At 66.7% G+C, this 18,065-nt stretch carries 15 protein-coding genes and 1 pseudogene; 11 read left to right on the top strand and 5 right to left on the bottom strand.

The window, feature by feature from the left end; translation table 11 throughout:
• Nucleotides 1-318, bottom strand: a pseudogene (locus AAHB17_RS16505) (lysophospholipid acyltransferase family protein); the annotation flags it as partial.
• Nucleotides 319-509: 191 nt separating this feature from the next.
• Here AAHB17_RS16505 and metK point away from each other — a divergent pair.
• Entirely contained in the window at nt 510-1,691 is a 1,182-nt protein-coding gene (metK, locus tag AAHB17_RS16500; protein ID WP_342131733.1) for a methionine adenosyltransferase, read from the top strand.
• A 57-nt stretch (nt 1,692-1,748) separates the two neighbouring features.
• Here metK and AAHB17_RS16495 read toward each other — a convergent pair whose 3' ends face one another.
• Complete coding sequence (locus AAHB17_RS16495; RefSeq protein WP_342131732.1) at nt 1,749-2,417, bottom strand: lytic transglycosylase domain-containing protein; 669 nt, start codon at nt 2,415-2,417, stop codon at nt 1,749-1,751.
• Between the two features lie 135 nt (nt 2,418-2,552).
• On the opposite strand from AAHB17_RS16495, the gene AAHB17_RS16490 reads away from it, so the two are divergent.
• From AAHB17_RS16490 to AAHB17_RS16460, 7 genes are all read left to right on the top strand, one after another.
• A complete protein-coding gene (locus AAHB17_RS16490) occupies nt 2,553-3,902 on the top strand; it encodes a UDP-glucose dehydrogenase family protein (protein WP_342131731.1) in 1,350 nt (449 codons plus the stop codon).
• Between the two features lie 11 nt (nt 3,903-3,913).
• Nucleotides 3,914-4,852, top strand: a complete 939-nt coding sequence (locus AAHB17_RS16485) for a UDP-glucuronic acid decarboxylase family protein (RefSeq protein WP_342131730.1) — start codon at nt 3,914-3,916, stop codon at nt 4,850-4,852.
• Between the two features lie 77 nt (nt 4,853-4,929).
• Nucleotides 4,930-5,895 carry a glycosyltransferase gene (locus AAHB17_RS16480; RefSeq protein WP_342131729.1) on the top strand — a complete coding sequence of 322 codons (966 nt, stop codon included), beginning with the start codon at nt 4,930-4,932 and terminating at the stop codon, nt 5,893-5,895.
• Nucleotides 5,892-6,278, top strand: a complete 387-nt coding sequence (locus AAHB17_RS16475; RefSeq protein ID WP_342131728.1) for a GtrA family protein — start codon at nt 5,892-5,894, stop codon at nt 6,276-6,278. Before AAHB17_RS16480 ends, AAHB17_RS16475 begins: the two co-directional genes overlap by 4 nt.
• Nucleotides 6,275-6,871 (top strand): hypothetical protein, encoded by a 597-nt coding sequence (locus tag AAHB17_RS16470; protein ID WP_342131727.1) that lies wholly within the window; start codon nt 6,275-6,277, stop codon nt 6,869-6,871. Before AAHB17_RS16475 ends, AAHB17_RS16470 begins: the two co-directional genes overlap by 4 nt.
• Nucleotides 6,843-7,277 carry a hypothetical protein gene (locus AAHB17_RS16465; protein ID WP_342131726.1) on the top strand — a complete coding sequence of 145 codons (435 nt, stop codon included), beginning with the start codon at nt 6,843-6,845 and terminating at the stop codon, nt 7,275-7,277. Before AAHB17_RS16470 ends, AAHB17_RS16465 begins: the two co-directional genes overlap by 29 nt.
• A gap of 34 nt (nt 7,278-7,311) precedes the next feature.
• A complete protein-coding gene (locus AAHB17_RS16460) occupies nt 7,312-8,430 on the top strand; it encodes a hypothetical protein (RefSeq protein WP_342131725.1) in 1,119 nt (372 codons plus the stop codon).
• 28 nt (nt 8,431-8,458) lie between these two features.
• On the opposite strand, the gene AAHB17_RS16455 is transcribed toward AAHB17_RS16460, so the two are convergent.
• Both AAHB17_RS16455 and AAHB17_RS16450 read right to left on the bottom strand, forming a co-directional pair.
• Nucleotides 8,459-9,319 carry an FkbM family methyltransferase gene (locus AAHB17_RS16455; RefSeq protein WP_342131724.1) on the bottom strand — a complete coding sequence of 287 codons (861 nt, stop codon included), beginning with the start codon at nt 9,317-9,319 and terminating at the stop codon, nt 8,459-8,461.
• A gap of 126 nt (nt 9,320-9,445) precedes the next feature.
• Entirely contained in the window at nt 9,446-10,282 is an 837-nt protein-coding gene (locus AAHB17_RS16450) for a hypothetical protein (RefSeq protein ID WP_342131723.1), read from the bottom strand.
• A 148-nt stretch (nt 10,283-10,430) separates the two neighbouring features.
• On the opposite strand from AAHB17_RS16450, the gene AAHB17_RS16445 reads away from it, so the two are divergent.
• From AAHB17_RS16445 to AAHB17_RS16435, 3 genes are read left to right on the top strand one after another with little or no spacing between them, the layout of a single operon-like run.
• Entirely contained in the window at nt 10,431-11,786 is a 1,356-nt protein-coding gene (locus AAHB17_RS16445; protein ID WP_342131722.1) for a glycosyltransferase family 4 protein, read from the top strand.
• Nucleotides 11,787-11,816: 30 nt separating this feature from the next.
• Nucleotides 11,817-13,625 carry a glycosyltransferase family 2 protein gene (locus AAHB17_RS16440; RefSeq protein WP_342131721.1) on the top strand — a complete coding sequence of 603 codons (1,809 nt, stop codon included), beginning with the start codon at nt 11,817-11,819 and terminating at the stop codon, nt 13,623-13,625.
• Between the two features lie 48 nt (nt 13,626-13,673).
• A complete protein-coding gene (locus AAHB17_RS16435; RefSeq protein WP_342131720.1) occupies nt 13,674-15,830 on the top strand; it encodes an O-linked N-acetylglucosamine transferase, SPINDLY family protein in 2,157 nt (718 codons plus the stop codon).
• A gap of 37 nt (nt 15,831-15,867) precedes the next feature.
• On the opposite strand, the gene AAHB17_RS16430 is transcribed toward AAHB17_RS16435, so the two are convergent.
• Entirely contained in the window at nt 15,868-18,063 is a 2,196-nt protein-coding gene (locus tag AAHB17_RS16430) for a methyltransferase domain-containing protein (RefSeq protein ID WP_342131719.1), read from the bottom strand.
• Nucleotides 18,064-18,065 lie beyond the last annotated feature (2 nt).

Raw genomic sequence — 18,065 nt, 5'->3', positions numbered from 1 at the left:
CTCGAAACAACCCATGTGAGGCGTGAGGAACACCACGCCACGGCCTTGCCGGTAGGCGTCCTCCAGCGCCTGCGCGCCCTCCCAGAAGAAGGGCACCGGCGCCCCCAGCCACAGCCGAGGCAACTCGGCCGTCATGCGCCCGGCCTGGGCGATGGCCCCGCGCACCTGGCCCAGGCCATAGCCAGCCTGGGCCGCGTTGGCCAGCAGGCGGCGGCGGTAGGTCGGCGACAGCACAAAGCTCAGCCAGCCCAGCACCGTGCCCAGGCCATGCAGCAGCCACAAGGGGCACAGTGACAACAATCGGAACAGGGCAGGCATGAAGAGGGGGTGGCTACAATGAAGGTGTCGCTGAGTTAACCGAGCAACTTGCAGGGCGACATGCACACGGGCTGACGCGGACCGCGCAGCGATTGTGCCCTGTCATAAATTGACAAATCTGCTAAAGCGTTCGCCAGGGCTCCCAGGCCCGAGGCAACGCCTCGACAACCTGACCTACGGAGTTTATTGACATGGCGAACGACTTTCTCTTCACATCCGAATCGGTGTCCGAGGGCCATCCCGACAAAGTGGCCGACCAGATCTCGGATGCCATCCTGGATGCCATCTTCAAGCAAGACCCGCGCAGCCGCGTGGCCGCCGAGACCCTGACCAACACCGGCCTGGTGGTGCTCGCGGGTGAAATCACCACCAACGCCCACGTGGACTACATCCAGGTGGCCCGCGACACCATCAAGCGCATCGGCTACGACAACACCGAATACGGCATCGACTACAAGGGCTGCGCTGTGCTGGTGGCCTACGACAAGCAGAGCAACGACATCGCCCAGGGCGTGGACCATGCGTCCGACGACCACCTGAACACCGGCGCCGGCGACCAGGGCCTGATGTTCGGCTACGCCTGCGACGAGACGCCCGAGCTGATGCCCGCGCCCATCTACTACGCCCACCGGCTGGTGGAGCGCCAGGCGCAGCTGCGCAAGGACGGCCGCCTGCCCTTCCTGCGCCCGGACGCCAAGAGCCAGGTGACCATGCGCTATGTGGACGGCAAGCCCCACAGCATCGACACCGTGGTGCTGTCCACCCAGCACAGCCCCGACCAGAGCGAGACCCAGACCAAGATGAAGGCCAGCTTCATCGAGGCGGTGATCGAGGAAATCATCAAACCGGTGCTGCCCAAGGAATGGCTGCAGGACACCAAGTACCTGATCAACCCGACCGGCCGTTTTGTCATCGGTGGCCCGCAAGGCGACTGCGGCCTGACCGGGCGCAAGATCATCGTCGACACCTACGGCGGCGCCTGCCCGCACGGCGGCGGTGCCTTCTCGGGCAAGGACCCGACCAAGGTCGACCGCTCGGCCGCCTACGCCTGCCGCTACGTGGCCAAGAACATCGTCGCCGCCGGCCTGGCCAAGCAATGCCAAATCCAAGTGGCCTACGCCATCGGCGTGGCCCACCCCATGAACGTGACGGTCTACACCGAAGGCACGGGCGTGATCCCCGACGAACAGATCGCCGCCCTGGTGAACCAGCACTTCGACCTGCGGCCGAAGGGCATCATCCAGATGCTGGACCTGCTGCGCCCCATCTACGAAAAGACCGCGGCCTACGGCCACTTCGGCCGCGAGGAACCCGAGTTTTCGTGGGATCGCACCGACAAGGCGGCGGCGCTGCGGGCGGCGGCAGGGCTGTAAATACGAGGAAAGCGGGGGACGTGCAGACGGCCCCCGCCTGGTCGGGTGCCCGGCGAATCAGCCGGGGCTGCGCAGGGCGTTGTACAGGCCCAGCACCTTGACCACGTACTGCCGTGTCTCGCGGTAGTTGGGCACGCGGTTGCCGGCGCGCATGACGGCGCCCTCGCCCGCGTTGTAGGCGGCCACGGCCAGCTCCAGCTGGCCTTCGAACAGCTGGATCAGGTGGGCCAGGTAGCGCGTGCCGGCCCGGATGTTGGTCTCGGGGTCGCGCAACTGGCGCTCCACCGACTGCCCGGGACGCGCCGTCACGCCAAAGCGCTTGGCGGTGGCGGGCATCACCTGCATCAGGCCGATGGCGCCCTTGGGCGACACCGCCTGGGCGTTGAAGGCCGACTCGGCCGCCATCACGGCGGTCACCAGCGCGTGATCGACACCAAAGTGGGTGGCCGCCTGCTCCATGGCCGGCTTGACGGCATCAAACTGGGCCGACGCCTGGATGCGCTGGGCGGCGCGCTCCATGTCGGCGCTGGCGGGCGCCTGTGCCCAGTCGGACGGCAACGCCGCCTCGGCGGGCTCGGCGCTGCGCAGCACCAGCTGGTCCTGGCCGCTCTGGCGCTGGTTGGAGAAATGCAGCACACCTTCTTCGTCGGCCCGCATCCACACCTGGGCCTGTGCCAGGGAGCCGGTGCCGGCGAGCAGGCAGGCCAGCGCCGCAGGTGCCAGCACCCGCTTTCTGAAACCGCCCTGAGAAGCCCGCAATCCGACCATGTGTGACAAAGGCAAAGCCTGCGATTCTACCGGCCCCCACCCCCTGATCGCTACACTCGGGCATCGACGGCATTGCGTCCAGAAGTAAGCAAGATGAACATATTGATGATCGGATCGGGCTATGTGGGCCTGGTCACGGGCACCTGCCTGGCCCACAAAGGGCACCACGTGGTCTGCATCGACAACGATGCCGCCAAGCTGGCCAAGCTCAAGACTGGCGAAGCCCCGTTCTACGAGCCGGGCCTGAGCGAGCTGATGCGGCAGTCCATCGACGCTGGCAAACTGCAATTCGAAGGATCGGTTCGTGCCGGGCTGGACCGCCTGCCGGCCGACGGGGCGGCGCCCACGCTGATCTTCATCGCCGTGGGCACGCCCATGGGCGAGGACGGCTCGGCCGACCTCAAGTACGTGCTGGCCGTGGCGCGCGAGATCGGGCAGCAGCTCGACCGCCCGGCCATCGTGATCAACAAGTCCACCGTGCCGGTGGGCACCGCCGAGATGGTGCAGGGCGCGGTGGCCTGGCAGCTGTTCCAGCGCAAGACCTTCATCGATTTCGAAGTGGCCAGCAACCCCGAATTCCTCAAGGAAGGCGCGGCCATTGGCGACTTCATGCAGCCCGACCGGGTGATCCTGGGCTGCGCCAGCGCGACCGCGGCCACCCAGCTGCGCGCCCTCTACGCGCCCTTCACCGAGCGCCCCGAGCAGCTCATCCAGGTGGGCGTCAAGGAGGCCGAGCTGATCAAGTACGCCGCCAACGCCATGCTGGCCACGCGCATCTCCTTCATGAACGAGATGGCCAACATCTGCGACCGCTCCGGTATCGACATCGACCAGGTGCGGGTGGGCGTGGGATCCGACCAGCGCATCGGCCCGGCCTTCCTGCGGGCCGGCTGCGGCTACGGTGGCTCCTGTTTTCCCAAGGATGTTCAGGCCCTCGCCCGCATCGCGCAAAGCGTGGGTGTCGAGCCACTGGTGCTGCAGGGTGTGGAAGCCCGCAACCGGCAACAGAAGCAGTACCTGCACAAAAAGGTGGTGGACCGCTTTGGCCGCAACCTCAACGGCCACCACTTTGCCGTCTGGGGCCTGGCCTTCAAGCCCGGCACCGACGACATGCGGGAGGCACCCTCGATCGAACTGATCCAGGCCCTCATCGCCTCGGGCGCGACGGTGCATGCGCACGACCCCGTGGCCGCGGACGTGGCCCGCGAGGTGTTCGACGAGGTCATCTCCGCCGGCAGCCTGGTGCTGGCCGACTCGCCGCTGGAGGCTGCGGCACAGGCCGACGCGGTGCTGCTGGTGACCGAATGGCCCGAATACCGGGAGGTCGACTGGACCGCCCTGCACGCCCGCATGAAGACGCCCGTCGTGCTCGACGGCCGCAACCACCTGGACCACGCGCAGCTGCGGGCCCTCGGATTCACCGTGACCGGCATCGGCCGATAAAGAACCTCTCCATGAAACGCATCCTCGTCACCGGCGGCGCCGGCTTTGTGGGCTCACACCTGTGCCGCGAACTGCTGGCGCAGTCGCACCAGGTCATCTGCCTCGACAACCTGCACTCGGGCCGGCTGAGCAACATCGCGGCCCTGCGGGATCACCCCCAATTCAGCTTCATCGAGCGCGACGTCATCCAGGCGCTGGACGACCTGGAGGTTGATGAGATCTACAACCTGGCCTGCCCGGCGTCCCCGCCCCACTACCAGAAGGACCCCATCCACACCTGGAAAACCTGTGTGCTGGGCGCATTGAATGTGCTGGAGCTGGCCACACGCTGTGGCGCCAAGGTGCTGCAGGCGTCCACCTCGGAGGTCTACGGTGATCCCCACGTGCACCCGCAGCCCGAAAGCTACTGGGGTCACGTGAACCCCATCGGCCTGCGCAGCTGCTACGACGAAGGCAAGCGGGCGGCCGAAACCCTGTTCTTCGATTTCCACCGGCAACATCGCACCGCCATCAAGGTGGTGCGCATCTTCAACACCTACGGCCCCCACATGGCGCCGGACGATGGCCGCGTGGTCAGCAACTTCATCGTGCAGGCCCTCAAGGGTCAGCCCATGACCATCTATGGCGACGGCAGCCAGACCCGCAGCTTCTGCTATGTGGACGATCTCGTCGCCGGCATCATGAAAACCATGGCCACCGACGCCAGCTTCACCGGACCCGTGAACCTGGGCAACCCGGGAGAGTTCACCATGCTGGAACTGGCACAACAGGTGGCGGCGCTGACCGGCAGCACGGCCGGCATCGATTTCAGGCCACTGCCCTCGGACGACCCGAAACAGCGCAAGCCGGACATTGCCCAGGCGGCCCAGACGCTGGGGTGGCAACCGACCGTGCCACTGGCCACGGGCCTGGTCAAGACTATCGCGTACTTCCAGACACAACCCCACTGAACAGCCGACGGATGGGACGCGCCACGCGCCCACCCGCAAGCCGCGCCGGCGGTGCACTTCCAAGACGTCCTGATGCCATGAACCATGCCGAACAGCCACTGATCGTTGTCACCCCGGTGTACGAGGACATCGAAGCGAGCAGCCGCCTGTTCAAGGAGCTGTCCACGCGGTTTGGCGATGGCATCTTCGTGGTGGCGGTGGACGATGGGTCGGTCCACCAGCCACTGGAGGCCGCTCACCTGGAAGCCGCGGGTGTCATGGGCGTCGTCCTGAAGCTGCGGCGCAACGTGGGGCACCAGCGCGCCATTGCCATTGGGCTGGGGTATGCGGCGGAATTCGTACAGCCACACCAGCGGGTGGTCGTGATGGATTCCGACGGCGAAGACCTGCCCGCCAGCATTCCCTCGCTGCTCAGCAAGCTGGAGCCCGACCACATCGACGTGGTGGTGGCACAGCGCAGAAGCCGCGTGGAATCGTTCCGCTTCAAGGCGTTCTACTGGGTCTACAAACGCCTCTTTGGTCTGCTGACCGGGCGTCCCATCAGCTTTGGCAACTTCATGGCGCTCAAACTCCAGGCCGTCAAGCGCTTGGTCGCCATGCAGGAATTGCCCATCCACGTGGCAGGCACGGTCCTCGCGTCCAAGCTGCGCACGGCGGTGTGTGCCCTGGACCGTGGCCCACGTTATGCCGGGAAGTCCAAGATGAACTTTGTCGGCCTCGCGCTGCACGGCTTCAAGGGCCTCATGGTGTTCGCCGAGGATGTGCTGGTGCGGGTCGGCATTGCTTGCGCCCTGATCGCCAGCCTGTCCATCCTGGGCGCGGGGGCCGCGGTGGTGCTGAAGGTGCTGGGCTTTTCCACCCCCGGCTGGTTTTCGGTGGCGCTGGGCATCCTCGTGCTGATGTTCCTCCAGACGGGGGCACTGGCCCTGATGACCTTGATGCTGACCGGGGTGGTGCGTGGCGGCGCGGTCGCCACCGCCATCGCTTACCGGGACTTCATTGAACACGTGGCCGAAACCCAACCCTCCTCTGTGCCGGCATGAATCGAAACGCTGGTGAGCTGGTCCGATACGGCATCAACGGCGTGGCCGCCACCGCCGTGCACTACGGCGTGCTGTCGCTCAACCTGAACGTCCTGGGCTTTGTTTCAGCGGGTCTGGCGAATTTTGTGGCCGCGCTGTTCGGCATCGGTGCGTCGTTTCTGGGCAGCCGGTATTTTGTCTTCTCCCGGACCGAGAGCGGCATCCTTGGCCAGGCGATGAAGTTCAGCGGCCTGTATGGGGCCTTGGCCGTGTTCCACGGCCTGCTGCTGCTGGTGTGGACCGACTTCCTGGGTTGGGACTATCGAGGCGGATTCCTCGTGGCCACTGCCATCCAGGTCGCCGCGAGCTACCTCGGCAACAAATTTCTGGTGTTCAAGCAATGAAACTCATTCGGGCCGCGCTGGCCACCGCGCTGTTTCTGTCAGTGCTCATCCCGACGTATTACCTGCACGCCAACTTCTTCAAGGTGGATGTGGTCTTCTACGCCGCCATCGCCGACGCCGTGATGGCGGCCCTGGCGACCGGGGCGCTGCTGTATGTGCTCAAGGGCTTCCGGGTGTTCAACCATTTCGAGCGGCTGCTGCTGGTGGTCATCTGGTTGCTGTCCGGCTACGCCATGGCGATTTCCGTGCCCACCGTGATCGACCGCTCGCTGTCCTTCTACATCCTGGAAAAGCTCCAGCAACGTGGCGGCGGCATCCAGCAGGCGCGTTTCGCGCAGGTGTTCACCGACGAATACCTGAAAGAACACCGCCTGGTCGACGTGCGCCTCACGGAGCAGCTGGCATCGGGCACCATCGCCATCCAGAACGGCTGTGTCCGCCTGACCGCCAAGGGTGAAAGCCTGGCAAGCTTCAGCCGCTATTTCCGGGCCCATTGGCTGCCCAAGGAGCGCTTGCTGCTGGGCACCTATTCGGATGCGCTGGTGGACCCTTTCAGGAACAGCGGTGCGCAGCCAGACTATGCGTGCCAATGACAAGGGGGCCAGGGTGCCGATGAAAAGGCTTTTTTCCCTCACCTCGATGTCGTTTGTTGTGTTTTGGCTGGTCCTGTTCAGCTTCACCAAACACCATCTCAAAGACCACGAAGACATACCGCTGGCCTTCCAGCAGGGACGCGGCGCCGATGCCTTGCCTGTGGCGGTCCAGGAAATGGCCGTGGTGGCCCAGGCAAGAGCGATCAAAACCTTCCGGCTGTCGAACGCACTCACCAACGACGTGCTCGTCTACCAACGATCGATTGAGTATTTGTACCCGGTCAGAATCTCGGACAACGCGGGATTCATGTTTGCGATCCAGGGCGAAGACGTTTCAAACACCTGCCGCTTGATCCAGTCTGGAATCAAGGTCTCATTGCATGACTGCACCCCACAGCCCCAGTGACCTTCTTTGGCGTCTGGCCTGCGGCCTGATGTTGATGAACCTCCTGAACATGGTCTTGTGGGCCATGGGCTGGTATGCCCATCCGGCCCTGTATGCCGCGCTCGCCGCGCTCACCCTCGTCTTTTCATGGCGACCGCCCAGGAATGGGCTGTCGGTGGTGCTCCTGATCGGCGCGTTGGCCGCGATTGCACTGAGCGCGCCCATCACGGACTGGGATGCCAGATCCATCTGGTTTTTTCACGCCAAGCGGATCTTTTTCGACAACAACCTGTACGCACAGCTGGACAACTACGCCGGCTGGAGCCACAACGACTACCCGCTGCTGGTCCCGGCCCTGGCTGCTTCGCTGGCAAAGAGCGTCGGCCACTGGAACGAGGTGTTCCCCAGGCTGTCCGTGGTCATGGTGCTGCTGCCGGCCATCCTGGCGCTGGGGTGGGCAATGGCCAGCCGCGCGGCATTCAATCTGATGGCCACCGCCCTGCTGCTGATGGGTGACAGGCTCTTGTTGAACGGTTACATGGACGCCGTGCTCGCCCTCTATTGCGCTTGTGCCTGTGTGCTGCTGTCAAGGATGTGGGAACGGCATCTGGGTCCCTCCACCACGGAAGACGACCCGCAGGACTGTGTCCTGTGGGTGCTGGTGGTGTCCAACATCATCTTCCTGAAAAACGAAGGCTTGCTGGCGGCGCTGCTGTTGTGGGTGTGTGCCCTCCCCGCCTTGTGGGGCCGATGGAAATGGCTGGCCTGGTCCCTGGTGCCCTTCGTGCTCTATGCCGTGTTGTGGCGCATGCCCTTGCACCTGCACCACATACAGGGCGACCTGTTTGTCCCGGGCATCCTGGAAAGGGGGTGGGGCAGGGTGCGTGACCCGGCGGGCATTCAGGCCATCGCGGGTGCGGTGCTGAAACACTCGGGCCTGTATGGCGTGGCGTTGCTCGGTGCGATGGCCTGGGCGTTCAGGCGCGCCCAATTGCTGAGGGCATGGCCGGTTTTTGCGTTTGCCGCCTTGTACACCTTGGCCATCGTCACCGTCTACCTCATCACGCCCAACGACTTGACCTGGCACCTCGCCACCAGCATCGACAGGACGATGTTGACCGCCAACCTGTGTGTGGTGGCCGGTGTGCTGCACCTGGCCGCACGGCGTGCGTGAAGCACCCACGCCCACCGCAAGGGGGTGATCAGGCCGGGCGCGGCACCCGCTCGGGCGGAATGGCCTTCGTGAAGGCAGCCACCGTGTTGGGCGCCAGGCGCCCCCGGGACTGCAGCAGTTCGATACAACGCATGGAGACGTCGAACGAGTTGTAGCAGTGGTAGGCCAGCATGGCCAGGTGTCGCAGCATGTCGTCGGTGAAGCGCTCCGGGTAGCGCAGGTCGCGCATGTAGACGAGGTCGGCCTCCAGCAGCTGGTTCAGGGCATGGCGGGGATTGCCATTCAACAGGCAGGGCGACACAGGCCACCGCTTGATAGCGGCAAAACAGTGCGGCACAAAACCCTGGCGCCGCAGTTCGAGGTCGATGTCGCCCAGCACCGGCTGGTCCTTGTACAGCGGGATGAACGACAGCTCGGTCTGCACCATCACCGCGCTCTTGAGCTTCTCGCTGCCGTGCTGGAACACCGACAGCTCCGCCCCCTGGATATCGATCTTGAGAAAATCCAGGCGCTCGATGTCCGACAAGCCATCCAGCGCATGGGTCGACACCGGCACACGCTCCAGCACCTCGCCCGCCTTTCCAAAAAAGGGAAACATCGCCAAGGTGTCGGAGTGCAGCTCGAACAGGCTGGTCATGCCCGATGCCCGGCTCACGTTCAAGGTGTGGGTGCCGCCGTCGCCCACGGCATAGGGCAGGTAACGTTCGTTCGGCCCCTTGGCCTGGTTCAGCTGGGCCAGCGCCTCAGGCTGCGGCTCGAAGCCAGTGACCCGGCACAGCCCCTGCTTCAGCATGGGCTTGTAGGGCGGATCGCCATCGATGGGATTGGCGCCGATGTCCACCACTTCGGTGAGCCGGTCCAGACCAAGCAGTTGCTGCAGGAAATCCATGTGTGTGTGTTCCGAAAACCAGTGGTTGGCCCGCATTATGCGGACCGGACGCTGGCGGGTCCCTCACACGCCGAACAAGAAAGTGGCCTGGCCTCGGCGGTGGCCCGAACAGGTGCCTGCGCAGCGTCACGACGCCAGCAACCGGCGCACGATGTCCACCTGATCGATCTGGCGCAGGGTATGCAGCGCCTGCCGTTCGAGCGCCGCGCGCCGCGGGGCGTCGGTCACCAAGGATACGCAGTGAGCGGCCAGTTCCTCATAGGGCGCCGTCAAAAGTCCTGGCCGGTAGACCTCATCCATCAGCGTATCAGCACCCGCTTCGGACACAACGGCCTTGGCATTGGCCATGAGGTAGAAGCAGCGCACGACCTCGAATATCTTGGAGTCGTAGTAGTGCATGTTCAGAACGACCTTGGAACGCGCGATGAGGGCATCGCGAGGCTTGCCATAGGCGCCGAAGGCCAGGAACACATGCAGGCCCCGCTGCTTGAGCGCTTCAATGATGTTTCGCCGGCGTTCATTGATGGAGCCGTAGAACAGCACGTCAATATCCTGCTCGGCCGCGGGGGCGATGCGGGCCAGTGCCGGATGGAAACCCAGCCTGAACAGCTTCGCGGAAACACCCAAACCCTTCAGATGCGCCACGCCTGCGGGGGAATAGTCCCAGACCTCGAAGCCCTGCTGGCACCACCACAAAGTCGATCTCGCCATCGGGCTGTCGTCACGCACCAGTTGCTCGGTGTTGAACAGCAAGGTGTCCCGTGGCAACTGGGGGGCAAGGGCGTGATCCAGGAAGTAGAACCCGAACACAATGTTTCTTGCGTCGGGTTGAATACCATTGACAGAGCGTGCGACCGGGTGCCCGAGTGAGGTCAAGGCAGCCTCAAGCACGTCCAGCACCTCGTCGTAGGCGGAGGCGTGCACATGGCCTTCGGGGCGAATAAGACAAAGATTGAACTTCATAAGCACCAGGCAGCCCGCTGGGTCACGGCCTGGGCACGCCCGCAACAGTCGTGTCCATAGGCATTCATCGCGGCGAGTGTAGTGGCTCGCCAGGGCCGCTCCGGGCTTGCCCGGATAATCGGGCGCCTGCCCTGCTGCCCCAACCTCCATGCCCGCCGCATCCGCCCCCCCGACCGACCCGACCCACAGCGACTGGGTGCTGCACCTCGTGCCGCCCAACGGCGGCGGCGTGGACCGCTTCGTGCGCGAGCTGTGGCGGCACCGGCCCCAGGACCGCGTGCTGCATGTGAGCAACGGGCAGTGGGTCCTGGAAGCCCCAGGCCACCACTTCACGGCGCTGTCCGCCCTGGGACCGCAAGACGCATCCGCCCTGGGCCGGCCGGCCTGGCTGCACGCCCATGCCGCGTCGCCCACGGTGCGCGCGGCGGCGCAGGCGCTGATGGCCAGCACCCGCAGCCCGCTGGCGCTCACCCTGCACGACATCACCTTCACCGAAGGACAAGCGGACGAACAACGGGCCCAGTTGGATTTCATGCGGCGGGCCACGCTGCTGACCGCGCCCAGCGACTACCTGCGCCAGGTGGTGGCCCGGCATCTCGACGCACACGGGGTCGAACCACTGGACTGCATCCTGCTCCCCAACGGGGTGGCGCCTGTCGAGGCACCGAGTGCAACGGCCGCCCCCCTGCCCGCCGGCGTGTTCGACATCGCGGTGGTCGGTGCCATGGGCCCCCACAAAGGGTTGCAGCACCTGCTGGACGTGTGCGCGGCGCTGCCGCCGCATCGCCGTGTGGTGCTGATCGGTTACGCCGATGGCCAACTCGCCCAGGGCTGGAAGGTGCCGGAACGCCTGTGGGTGCACGGGCCGTTCGAACCAGTCGATCTGCCGGGCCTGCTGCGAGGCCACGGGGTCCGGCTGGTGCTGTTCCCGGCCGGACAGCCCGAAAGCTTCTGCTATGCCCTGTCCGACGTCTGGCTGGCTGGCTGGCCCGTGCTGGTGCCCGATCAGGGCGCCCTGGGTGAACGGGTGCGCCGGCACGGCCGGGGCGAGGTGTACGATCCCGCGCTGCCGCCCGCCGAACTGGCCCAGCGCATCGACCAGACGCTGCAACGCCCGCCGCCCGCGCCGAGCGGCCCGCCGGAACCCAGTGTGGCCGACATGGTCGCCCGCCTGGAAACCCACTACAGAATGACCCACACGCCCACCACGCTGCCGCCCCAGGACGCCGAGTTGCAGCACCTCGCACAAACGCACCTGGACAGCCACTTCTTCCGGCTGGAGCTGCTGCGCCTGCAGGGCGACCTGGACGCCGCGCGGCGCGAGGCTGCGGCCATGCGGCAGGAACTCGACACCCTCGCCCGCGACCACGACGCCCGTGGGCAGTGGATCCACAAACTCGAAGGCGACATTGCCGAACTCCAGCAGGCGCTGCAAGCAGCCAACGCCAAGCATCCGCTGCTGCGCGCTGCCCACCGGCGCTGGAAAGCCCTGACCGGGCGCTGAGAACGTTTTGTACGTTCTGAACACGACACCATGAGCATTGAAATACTGACGGTCGCCTACCGCGCTCAGCTGGGCGACCTGCAAGCCACCTTGGACACCCTGGTGTCGGCCCAAACCGAGGGCGTGCCGCTGAGCTGGGGCATCTGGCACAACGACGACGAAAACGGCGTGCCGCCCGAACTGCTCGCCCTGTACGACCAGGCCCGCGCCCGTGGCCTGACGCTTCGGGTGTCGGGCGGGCGCGGCAACCTGGGGTTTGGCGGCGGCGTCAATGCGCTGCTGGAGGACACGCCGGCCAGCCATGTGCTGCTGCTCAACCAGGACGCCGTGCTGGAGCCGGGCGCGCTGCGCTGCCTGTGGGATGTGGCGCGCCACGACGACGCCCGGGTGGCCGCCTGGGAGATGCGCCAGATCCCCTACGAACACCCCAAGGCCTACGACCCGGCCACGCTGGACACCGTCTGGGTCAGTGGCGCGGCGGTGCTGTTGCGCACCGAGGCCATGCGTGCGGTACGGGGCTTCGAGCCGCGCATCTTCATGTACGGCGAGGACGTGGACCTGTCCTGGCGCCTGCGCTGCGCAGGCTGGCGCATACGCTACATCCCGCAGTGCGCGGTGGTGCACCACACCTACAGCCGGCCCGAGGAGGTCAAGCCCCTGCAGGCGCTGGAAGGCATCTACGTCAACCTGTGCCTGCGGGCCCGCTATTCGGGTCGCAAACGGGTGCTCGAAGGCCTGGGCATGGCCGTGGCCGAGATGCTGCTGCCCCAGTCCTTCGAGGGCCGGCGCAAGGGCATCGCACGCGCCATCTGGCGTTTCGTGCGCAACTACCGCCACTTCCGGCGCAGCCACCAGTCGGCCCCCGGTTTCGAGCCCTGCTTCAACGGCTGGGGCTACGAACCCCGGCGCGAAGGCGCCTTCCACGCCTTCCAGAGCCAGGCCGAGCAGGCCGGTCAGCCGCAGCCCCTGGTGTCCATCCTGATCCGCACCCACCACCGGCCTGCCTTCCTGCGCCAGGCCCTGCAGTCGGTGGCACAGCAGACCTGGCCCCACGTGGAAGCAGTGGTGGTGGAAGACGGTTCGGCCGACGGCGAGGCCGTGTGCGCCGAGTTCAAGGACCGGCTGGCGGTGCGTTATGTGCGGTTGTCGCCGGCCCAGGGCCGTTCGGTCGCCGGCAACCGCGCCATGGCCGAGGCGCGTGGCGAGTGGCTGTGTTTCCTGGACGACGACGACCTGTTCTTCGCCGACCACGTGGAGGTGCTGCTGCAGACCGTGCGGCAACACCAGGTCAAGGGCGCCTACGCCCTGGCGTGGCGGGTCTTCACCCGTACCCAGGACAAGGACCGCGCCGTCTACGACGAGCTGCGTTTCGACACCTACCCCGACGAGCCCTTCTCCCGCACGGCCATGTGGCACCACAACTACATGCCCATCCAGGCGGTGTTGTTCCACCGTTCGCTGTTCGAGCAGCTGGGCGGCTTCGCCGAGGACATGGACCAGCTCGAAGACTGGAACCTGTGGACGCGCTACACCATGCAGCACGACTTCGTGCAGCTGCGCAAGGTGACGTCCAAGTACCGCGTGCCGGCCGAGATCGACCATTCGGCCCAGCGCCAGCTCAAGCTGGACGAGGCCTACCGCGACGCCGTGTCGCGCCAGCAGGCCCTGCAGTTCCAGGCCAACCCGGTGATCGTGCGCCAGATGGCCGAGGAATACGTGCGCAGCAATGCCCTGCTCCATGTCAGCCGGGACCAACTGCGCGCGCAAATGGCCCGCCGTCCCTGGCTGGCCAAGCTGATGGCGCTGCGCGGCATCCTCCGGCGTCGGCTCGGTCGATAATTGACACCCCTTGCAGGCGACCAATGACGCCCGCCACGAGATTGCCTTATGAAACCCACCAAACCTCCCCAGAAGCTGGTCATGCAGACGGCTTTCTCCCACCGCTATGCCTTGCCTGGTGTGCAAGGCCAGATGGCCGTGCAGAACGAGCTGAACCAGTTGCTGGCCCTGTTCAACCAGCAGCGCTTCGCGGAAGTGGAAACCCGGGTGACGGCGCTGCTCGCCCAGCAACCGCGCCTGGGCCAGGCCTGGAAAGTCCTGTGCGCCGCCCTGCTGGCGCAGAACAAGGACGGCCTGCTTGCCGCCCAGCGCGCCGTGGAACTGCTGCCGCGTGACGCCGAAGCCCACAGCAACCTGGGCCACGCGCTGCAGGACGCCAAACGTCTCGACGAGGCCATCGCCAGCTTCCGCCAGGCGCTGGCCCTGCAGCCCGGACTGGCCGAGGCCCACAACAACCTGGGCACGGCGTTGCGCGAGCAAGGGCAGCGCGACGAAGCCATGGCCTGCTTCCAGGCCGCGCTCAGGCTCGATCCCCGCTCGGCCGAGGCCTACAACAACCTGGGCGTGGCATTGACCGATGCCGGGCGGCTGCAGGACGCATTCAACAGCCTGCGCAAGGCCCTGGAGCTGCGGCCCAACTACGCCCATGCCTTCGTCAACCTGGGCACGGCCTTGCTGGAGTTGGGGAAATACGAACTCGCCGCCACGAGTTTCGACCGCGCCCAGGTGCTCAGCCCCAAGCTGCACACAGCCTACTTTGGCCTGGGCGAGGTGCTGCGGCATCTGGGCGAATACGAGAACGCCAAGAAGAACTTCGAACAGGCGCTGGCACTGAAGCCCAACTACGCCGAGGCCCACACCAGCATAGGCTCCACCCTGGTCGGCATGGGGCAACTGGAAGAGGGTCTGGCACAGTACCGCACGGCCCTGGCGATACAGCCCAGTTTTGCCGAGGCGCTGGGCGGCATGCTGTTCGCTCAGAACTACCTGGGCAGCCTGGCCCCCGAACAGATGTTTGCCGATGCCCAGCGCTATGGCGACATCGTCAGCGGCAGCGTTGTGCCCTACACCACCTGGCTGGGCTCGACCGATGCACAACGCAAGCTGCGCATCGGCATCGTCTCGGGTGACCTCAAGAGCCACCCGGTGGGCTACTTCGTCGAGGGCGTGGTCGGCGCCCTGCAAGCATTCCACAGCGACAGCCTGGAGCTGCTGGCCTACCACACCGACCGTACGGAAGATGCCCTGACCGCCCGCATCAAACCCCGCTTCGTACAGTGGCAATCGACCATCGGCCTCAACAACGAACAGCTGGCCCAGCGCATCCACGAAGACCGCGTCGACATCCTGATCGACCTGTCGGGCCACACGGGCCACAACCGCCTGCCCGCCTTCGCCTGGAAACCAGCCCCGGTGCAGGTGTCCTGGCTGGGCTACTTCGCCACCACGGGCGTGCCGGCCATCGATTACCTGATCGCCGACCCGCACACCCTGCCGCCCGACCAGGAAAAGTACTTCACCGAATCCATCTGGCGCCTGCCGGAAACCCGGCTGTGCTTCACGGCGCCGGAAGAACAGGTGGAGGTGGCCCCGCTGCCCGCGCTGGCCAACGGCCACATCACCTTCGGCTGCTTCAACAACCTCAGCAAGTTCAACGACCAGGTGATCGCGCTGTGGTCACGCCTGCTGCTGCGCTTGCCCGACAGCCGCCTGATGCTCAAGGCCAAGCCCTTCGACGACCCCGTGGTGCGCGACAGCCTGCTCCAGCGTTTCGCCCGCCACGGCGTGGGCGCCGAGCGCCTGATCCTCGAAGGGGTGTCGCCACGCCAGCAGTACCTGGAGACCTACCACCGCGTCGACATCGGCCTCGACCCTTTCCCCTACACCGGCGGCACCACCACCGCGGAAAGCTTGTGGATGGGCGTGCCGGTGCTGACGTTGGCCGGCGACAGCTTCCTGGCCCGCCAGGGCGTTGGGCTGCTGACCAACGCCGGGCTGCCCGACTGGATCGCCACCGACGCAGACGACTACCTGGCCAAGGCCATCGCCCAGGCGCAAGACCTGCCACGCCTGGCCGCGCTGCGCGCGTCCCTGCGCGATCAGGTGCTGGCCTCGCCGGTGTTCGACGCACCCCGCTTCGCGGGACACTTCGTGCAGGCGCTGCGCGGCATGTGGACACGGTGGTGCGAACGGGCCACCGGCTGACCAGCCCCCTCCGGCGGCCCAGCCACCGGGGCCGCCGTCAGAGCCCCAGCGTCTGGACCACCGCTTCGCGGTGGGGCTTGGCGGGGTCCTGCGCCACGAAGGCCCGCACGCGGTCTTCGTAGTCGGGGTGCAGGGCCAGCAAGGCCTTGAGCGCGTTCTGCTGCAGCGCGAAACGGCGCTCGCTGAAGCTGGCCCCACCCTGGTGGTAGACAAACACATCGAGCGCGTGCAGGTGGCGCCAGCCGCGTGCGCCCGCTCGCATGCAGAAGTCGTTTTCCTCGCCATAACCCAGGCCAAAGTGCTGGGCATCGAACTCGCCGATCTCGTCCAGGCAATCGCGCCGGATGTACATGCAGAAACCCACCGCGGTCGGGATGTCCACCGTGCGCCCGTGCAGCAGCCGCGACACCGCGTCGTGCACACTGGCCGTGTTGTGCCCAGCGGGCAAGGGGTTGTCCTCGCAGAAACGCGGCAGGCTGCAGATGGTGGCGTTGTTGGAAAACGGCGTGACCGAGGCCACGCGCTCCGCGCCGTGGGCCGCCGCGCGCAGGCGGTCCAGCCAGTCGCCCGCCACCTCGGTGTCGCTGTTGAGCAGCACCACGTCGCGCCGCCCGGCCAGGCGCATGCCCCGGTTGACGGTGGCCACGAAACCCACGTTGGTGGCGCCCAGCAGCACCGTGTGCTCGGGGTGGGCCTGCGCCCATTCGCCCAGCCAGGCCCGTGTCTCGGCGTCGGGGCTGGCGTCGTCGAGCACGGTCAGGTGCCAGTGCGCGGCACCCGCCGACGCCAGCACCGATTGCAGGCAACGCCGCACCAGCGGCAGGTTGCCGTAGACGGGCACGATGATCTCGACCACGTCATCGGTGGCGGGCTGGAACACCGTGGTGTTCGGGGGAGATGGGGCCAGGACATCGTCGCCGCGCACCCAGCCGCGCGCCAGGCCGCGCAAGCGCTGCCAGAAGGAAGGCGATGGATGCGGGGCCCTGGTGTCCGGGGCCGGACTCGGCACGGGCATGCCCGGCGCCTGCAGGGCCTGGATGGCGGCGCGGTAATCGGCCGACCAGGGCCAGTCGCACCACACCTCCAGCACACAGGCCTGCCCCTCGCAGGCCGCCAGCACCGCCGCCGGCACGGGCAGTTCCAGCTGGGGATCGTCACCGGTCAGCAGCAGCGGCAACACGCCGCGCGCTTCATCGGCCACACCCAGGTGCAACTGGTGACGCAAGGCAGGCTGCAGCTGCGCCAGGCCCTCGGCGTTGGCCGCCCATTGCCACAACACGCGCCCAGCGCTGCCGCGTAGCACGATCTGCCGCAGGTGCCAGAACCCCGGCCGGTCCGCCGGGTCCAGGCGCAGGCGCCGCAGCCCGCCCTGCGCGGGCAGGGCAAAACGCAGCGTCTGGCCGTGCACACCCATGCGGCCCAGCGCCTGCAGCTTGGTGGCGTCGCTGTAGCCCTGTCCGCGGTCGACAAACAACTGCGCGACGTAGGCGGCCACCGACAGGTCGGGCAGCGGCGGCAAGGGCGTGGCTGGCGCGGCGTCGGCAGGCGCCAGGCCGGCCACGAACACCCACTGGTAGACGCTGGCATGGGGCTGCGCCAGCAGGTAGTCGGCCACGGCCGGCGGCAGGTGGTCGAAGGGGCGCGCGAACTCGGTCTCGAACCAGGGCTGGGGCACGGGCTCGGCGCGGTGCAGTTGCCAGCCTTCACGCTGCAGCAGGCTGGTGAAGGCATCGCGGGTGAAGAAACGCAGGTGGGACACGTCGAGCAGGCCTTCGGGGCCGTACTCCCAGCGCCCGTGCAGCAGGTCGGCCACCAGGCCGGCATAGGCCACGTTGGGCACCGACACCAGCAAGAGCCCGCCCGGCTTGAGCAGGCCCCGGCATTCGCGCAGCACCGCCTCGGGCTGGCGCACGTGCTCCAGCACGTCGGCGCACACCACGCAGTCGTAGGACAGCGCGTCAAACGCCGCCGACCAGCCGGCCACCTCCAGGTTGCCCACCCGCACGCTGGCGTAGCCAGGCGCGGCCAGCGCGGCCTCCTCGGCACTCACGGTGAAGCCGTCCACATGGCAGGCCTTGTGGTCGCGCAAATGGCGCCCCAGCGTGCCGCTGCCGGTGCCGAGGTCCAGCACGCGGGTGTGTGGCGCCACGAAGGCGGACAACACCGACAGCGAGCTGCGCCGCACCGGGTCCAGCGCCGGGCGTTCGTAGGTGTGCTGCGGCGGCTCGGCCACGG

The sequence above is a fragment of the Hydrogenophaga sp. OTU3427 genome, assembly GCF_038440225.1.
In the GTDB taxonomy this organism is placed as follows: domain Bacteria; phylum Pseudomonadota; class Gammaproteobacteria; order Burkholderiales; family Burkholderiaceae_C; genus Hydrogenophaga.
Note: the sequence above shows the minus strand (reverse complement) of the source record. Positions and strands in the feature narration are given on the sequence as shown.

Excerpts from the sequence above, each read along its gene's own strand:
- metK (WP_342131733.1), top strand. The coding sequence starts at position 510 with ATGGCGAACGACTTTCTCTTCACATCCGAATCGGTGTCCGAGGGCCAT.
- AAHB17_RS16490 (WP_342131731.1), top strand. The coding sequence starts at position 2,553 with ATGAACATATTGATGATCGGATCGGGCTATGTGGGCCTGGTCACGGGC.
- AAHB17_RS16435 (WP_342131720.1), top strand. The coding sequence starts at position 13,674 with ATGAAACCCACCAAACCTCCCCAGAAGCTGGTCATGCAGACGGCTTTC.
- AAHB17_RS16475 (WP_342131728.1), top strand. The coding sequence starts at position 5,892 with ATGAATCGAAACGCTGGTGAGCTGGTCCGATACGGCATCAACGGCGTG.
- AAHB17_RS16480 (WP_342131729.1), top strand. The coding sequence starts at position 4,930 with ATGAACCATGCCGAACAGCCACTGATCGTTGTCACCCCGGTGTACGAG.
- AAHB17_RS16450 (WP_342131723.1), bottom strand. The coding sequence starts at position 10,282 with ATGAAGTTCAATCTTTGTCTTATTCGCCCCGAAGGCCATGTGCACGCC.
- AAHB17_RS16445 (WP_342131722.1), top strand. The coding sequence starts at position 10,431 with ATGCCCGCCGCATCCGCCCCCCCGACCGACCCGACCCACAGCGACTGG.
- AAHB17_RS16470 (WP_342131727.1), top strand. The coding sequence starts at position 6,275 with ATGAAACTCATTCGGGCCGCGCTGGCCACCGCGCTGTTTCTGTCAGTG.
- AAHB17_RS16455 (WP_342131724.1), bottom strand. The coding sequence starts at position 9,319 with ATGGATTTCCTGCAGCAACTGCTTGGTCTGGACCGGCTCACCGAAGTG.
- AAHB17_RS16440 (WP_342131721.1), top strand. The coding sequence starts at position 11,817 with ATGAGCATTGAAATACTGACGGTCGCCTACCGCGCTCAGCTGGGCGAC.
- AAHB17_RS16485 (WP_342131730.1), top strand. The coding sequence starts at position 3,914 with ATGAAACGCATCCTCGTCACCGGCGGCGCCGGCTTTGTGGGCTCACAC.
- AAHB17_RS16460 (WP_342131725.1), top strand. The coding sequence starts at position 7,312 with ATGAACCTCCTGAACATGGTCTTGTGGGCCATGGGCTGGTATGCCCAT.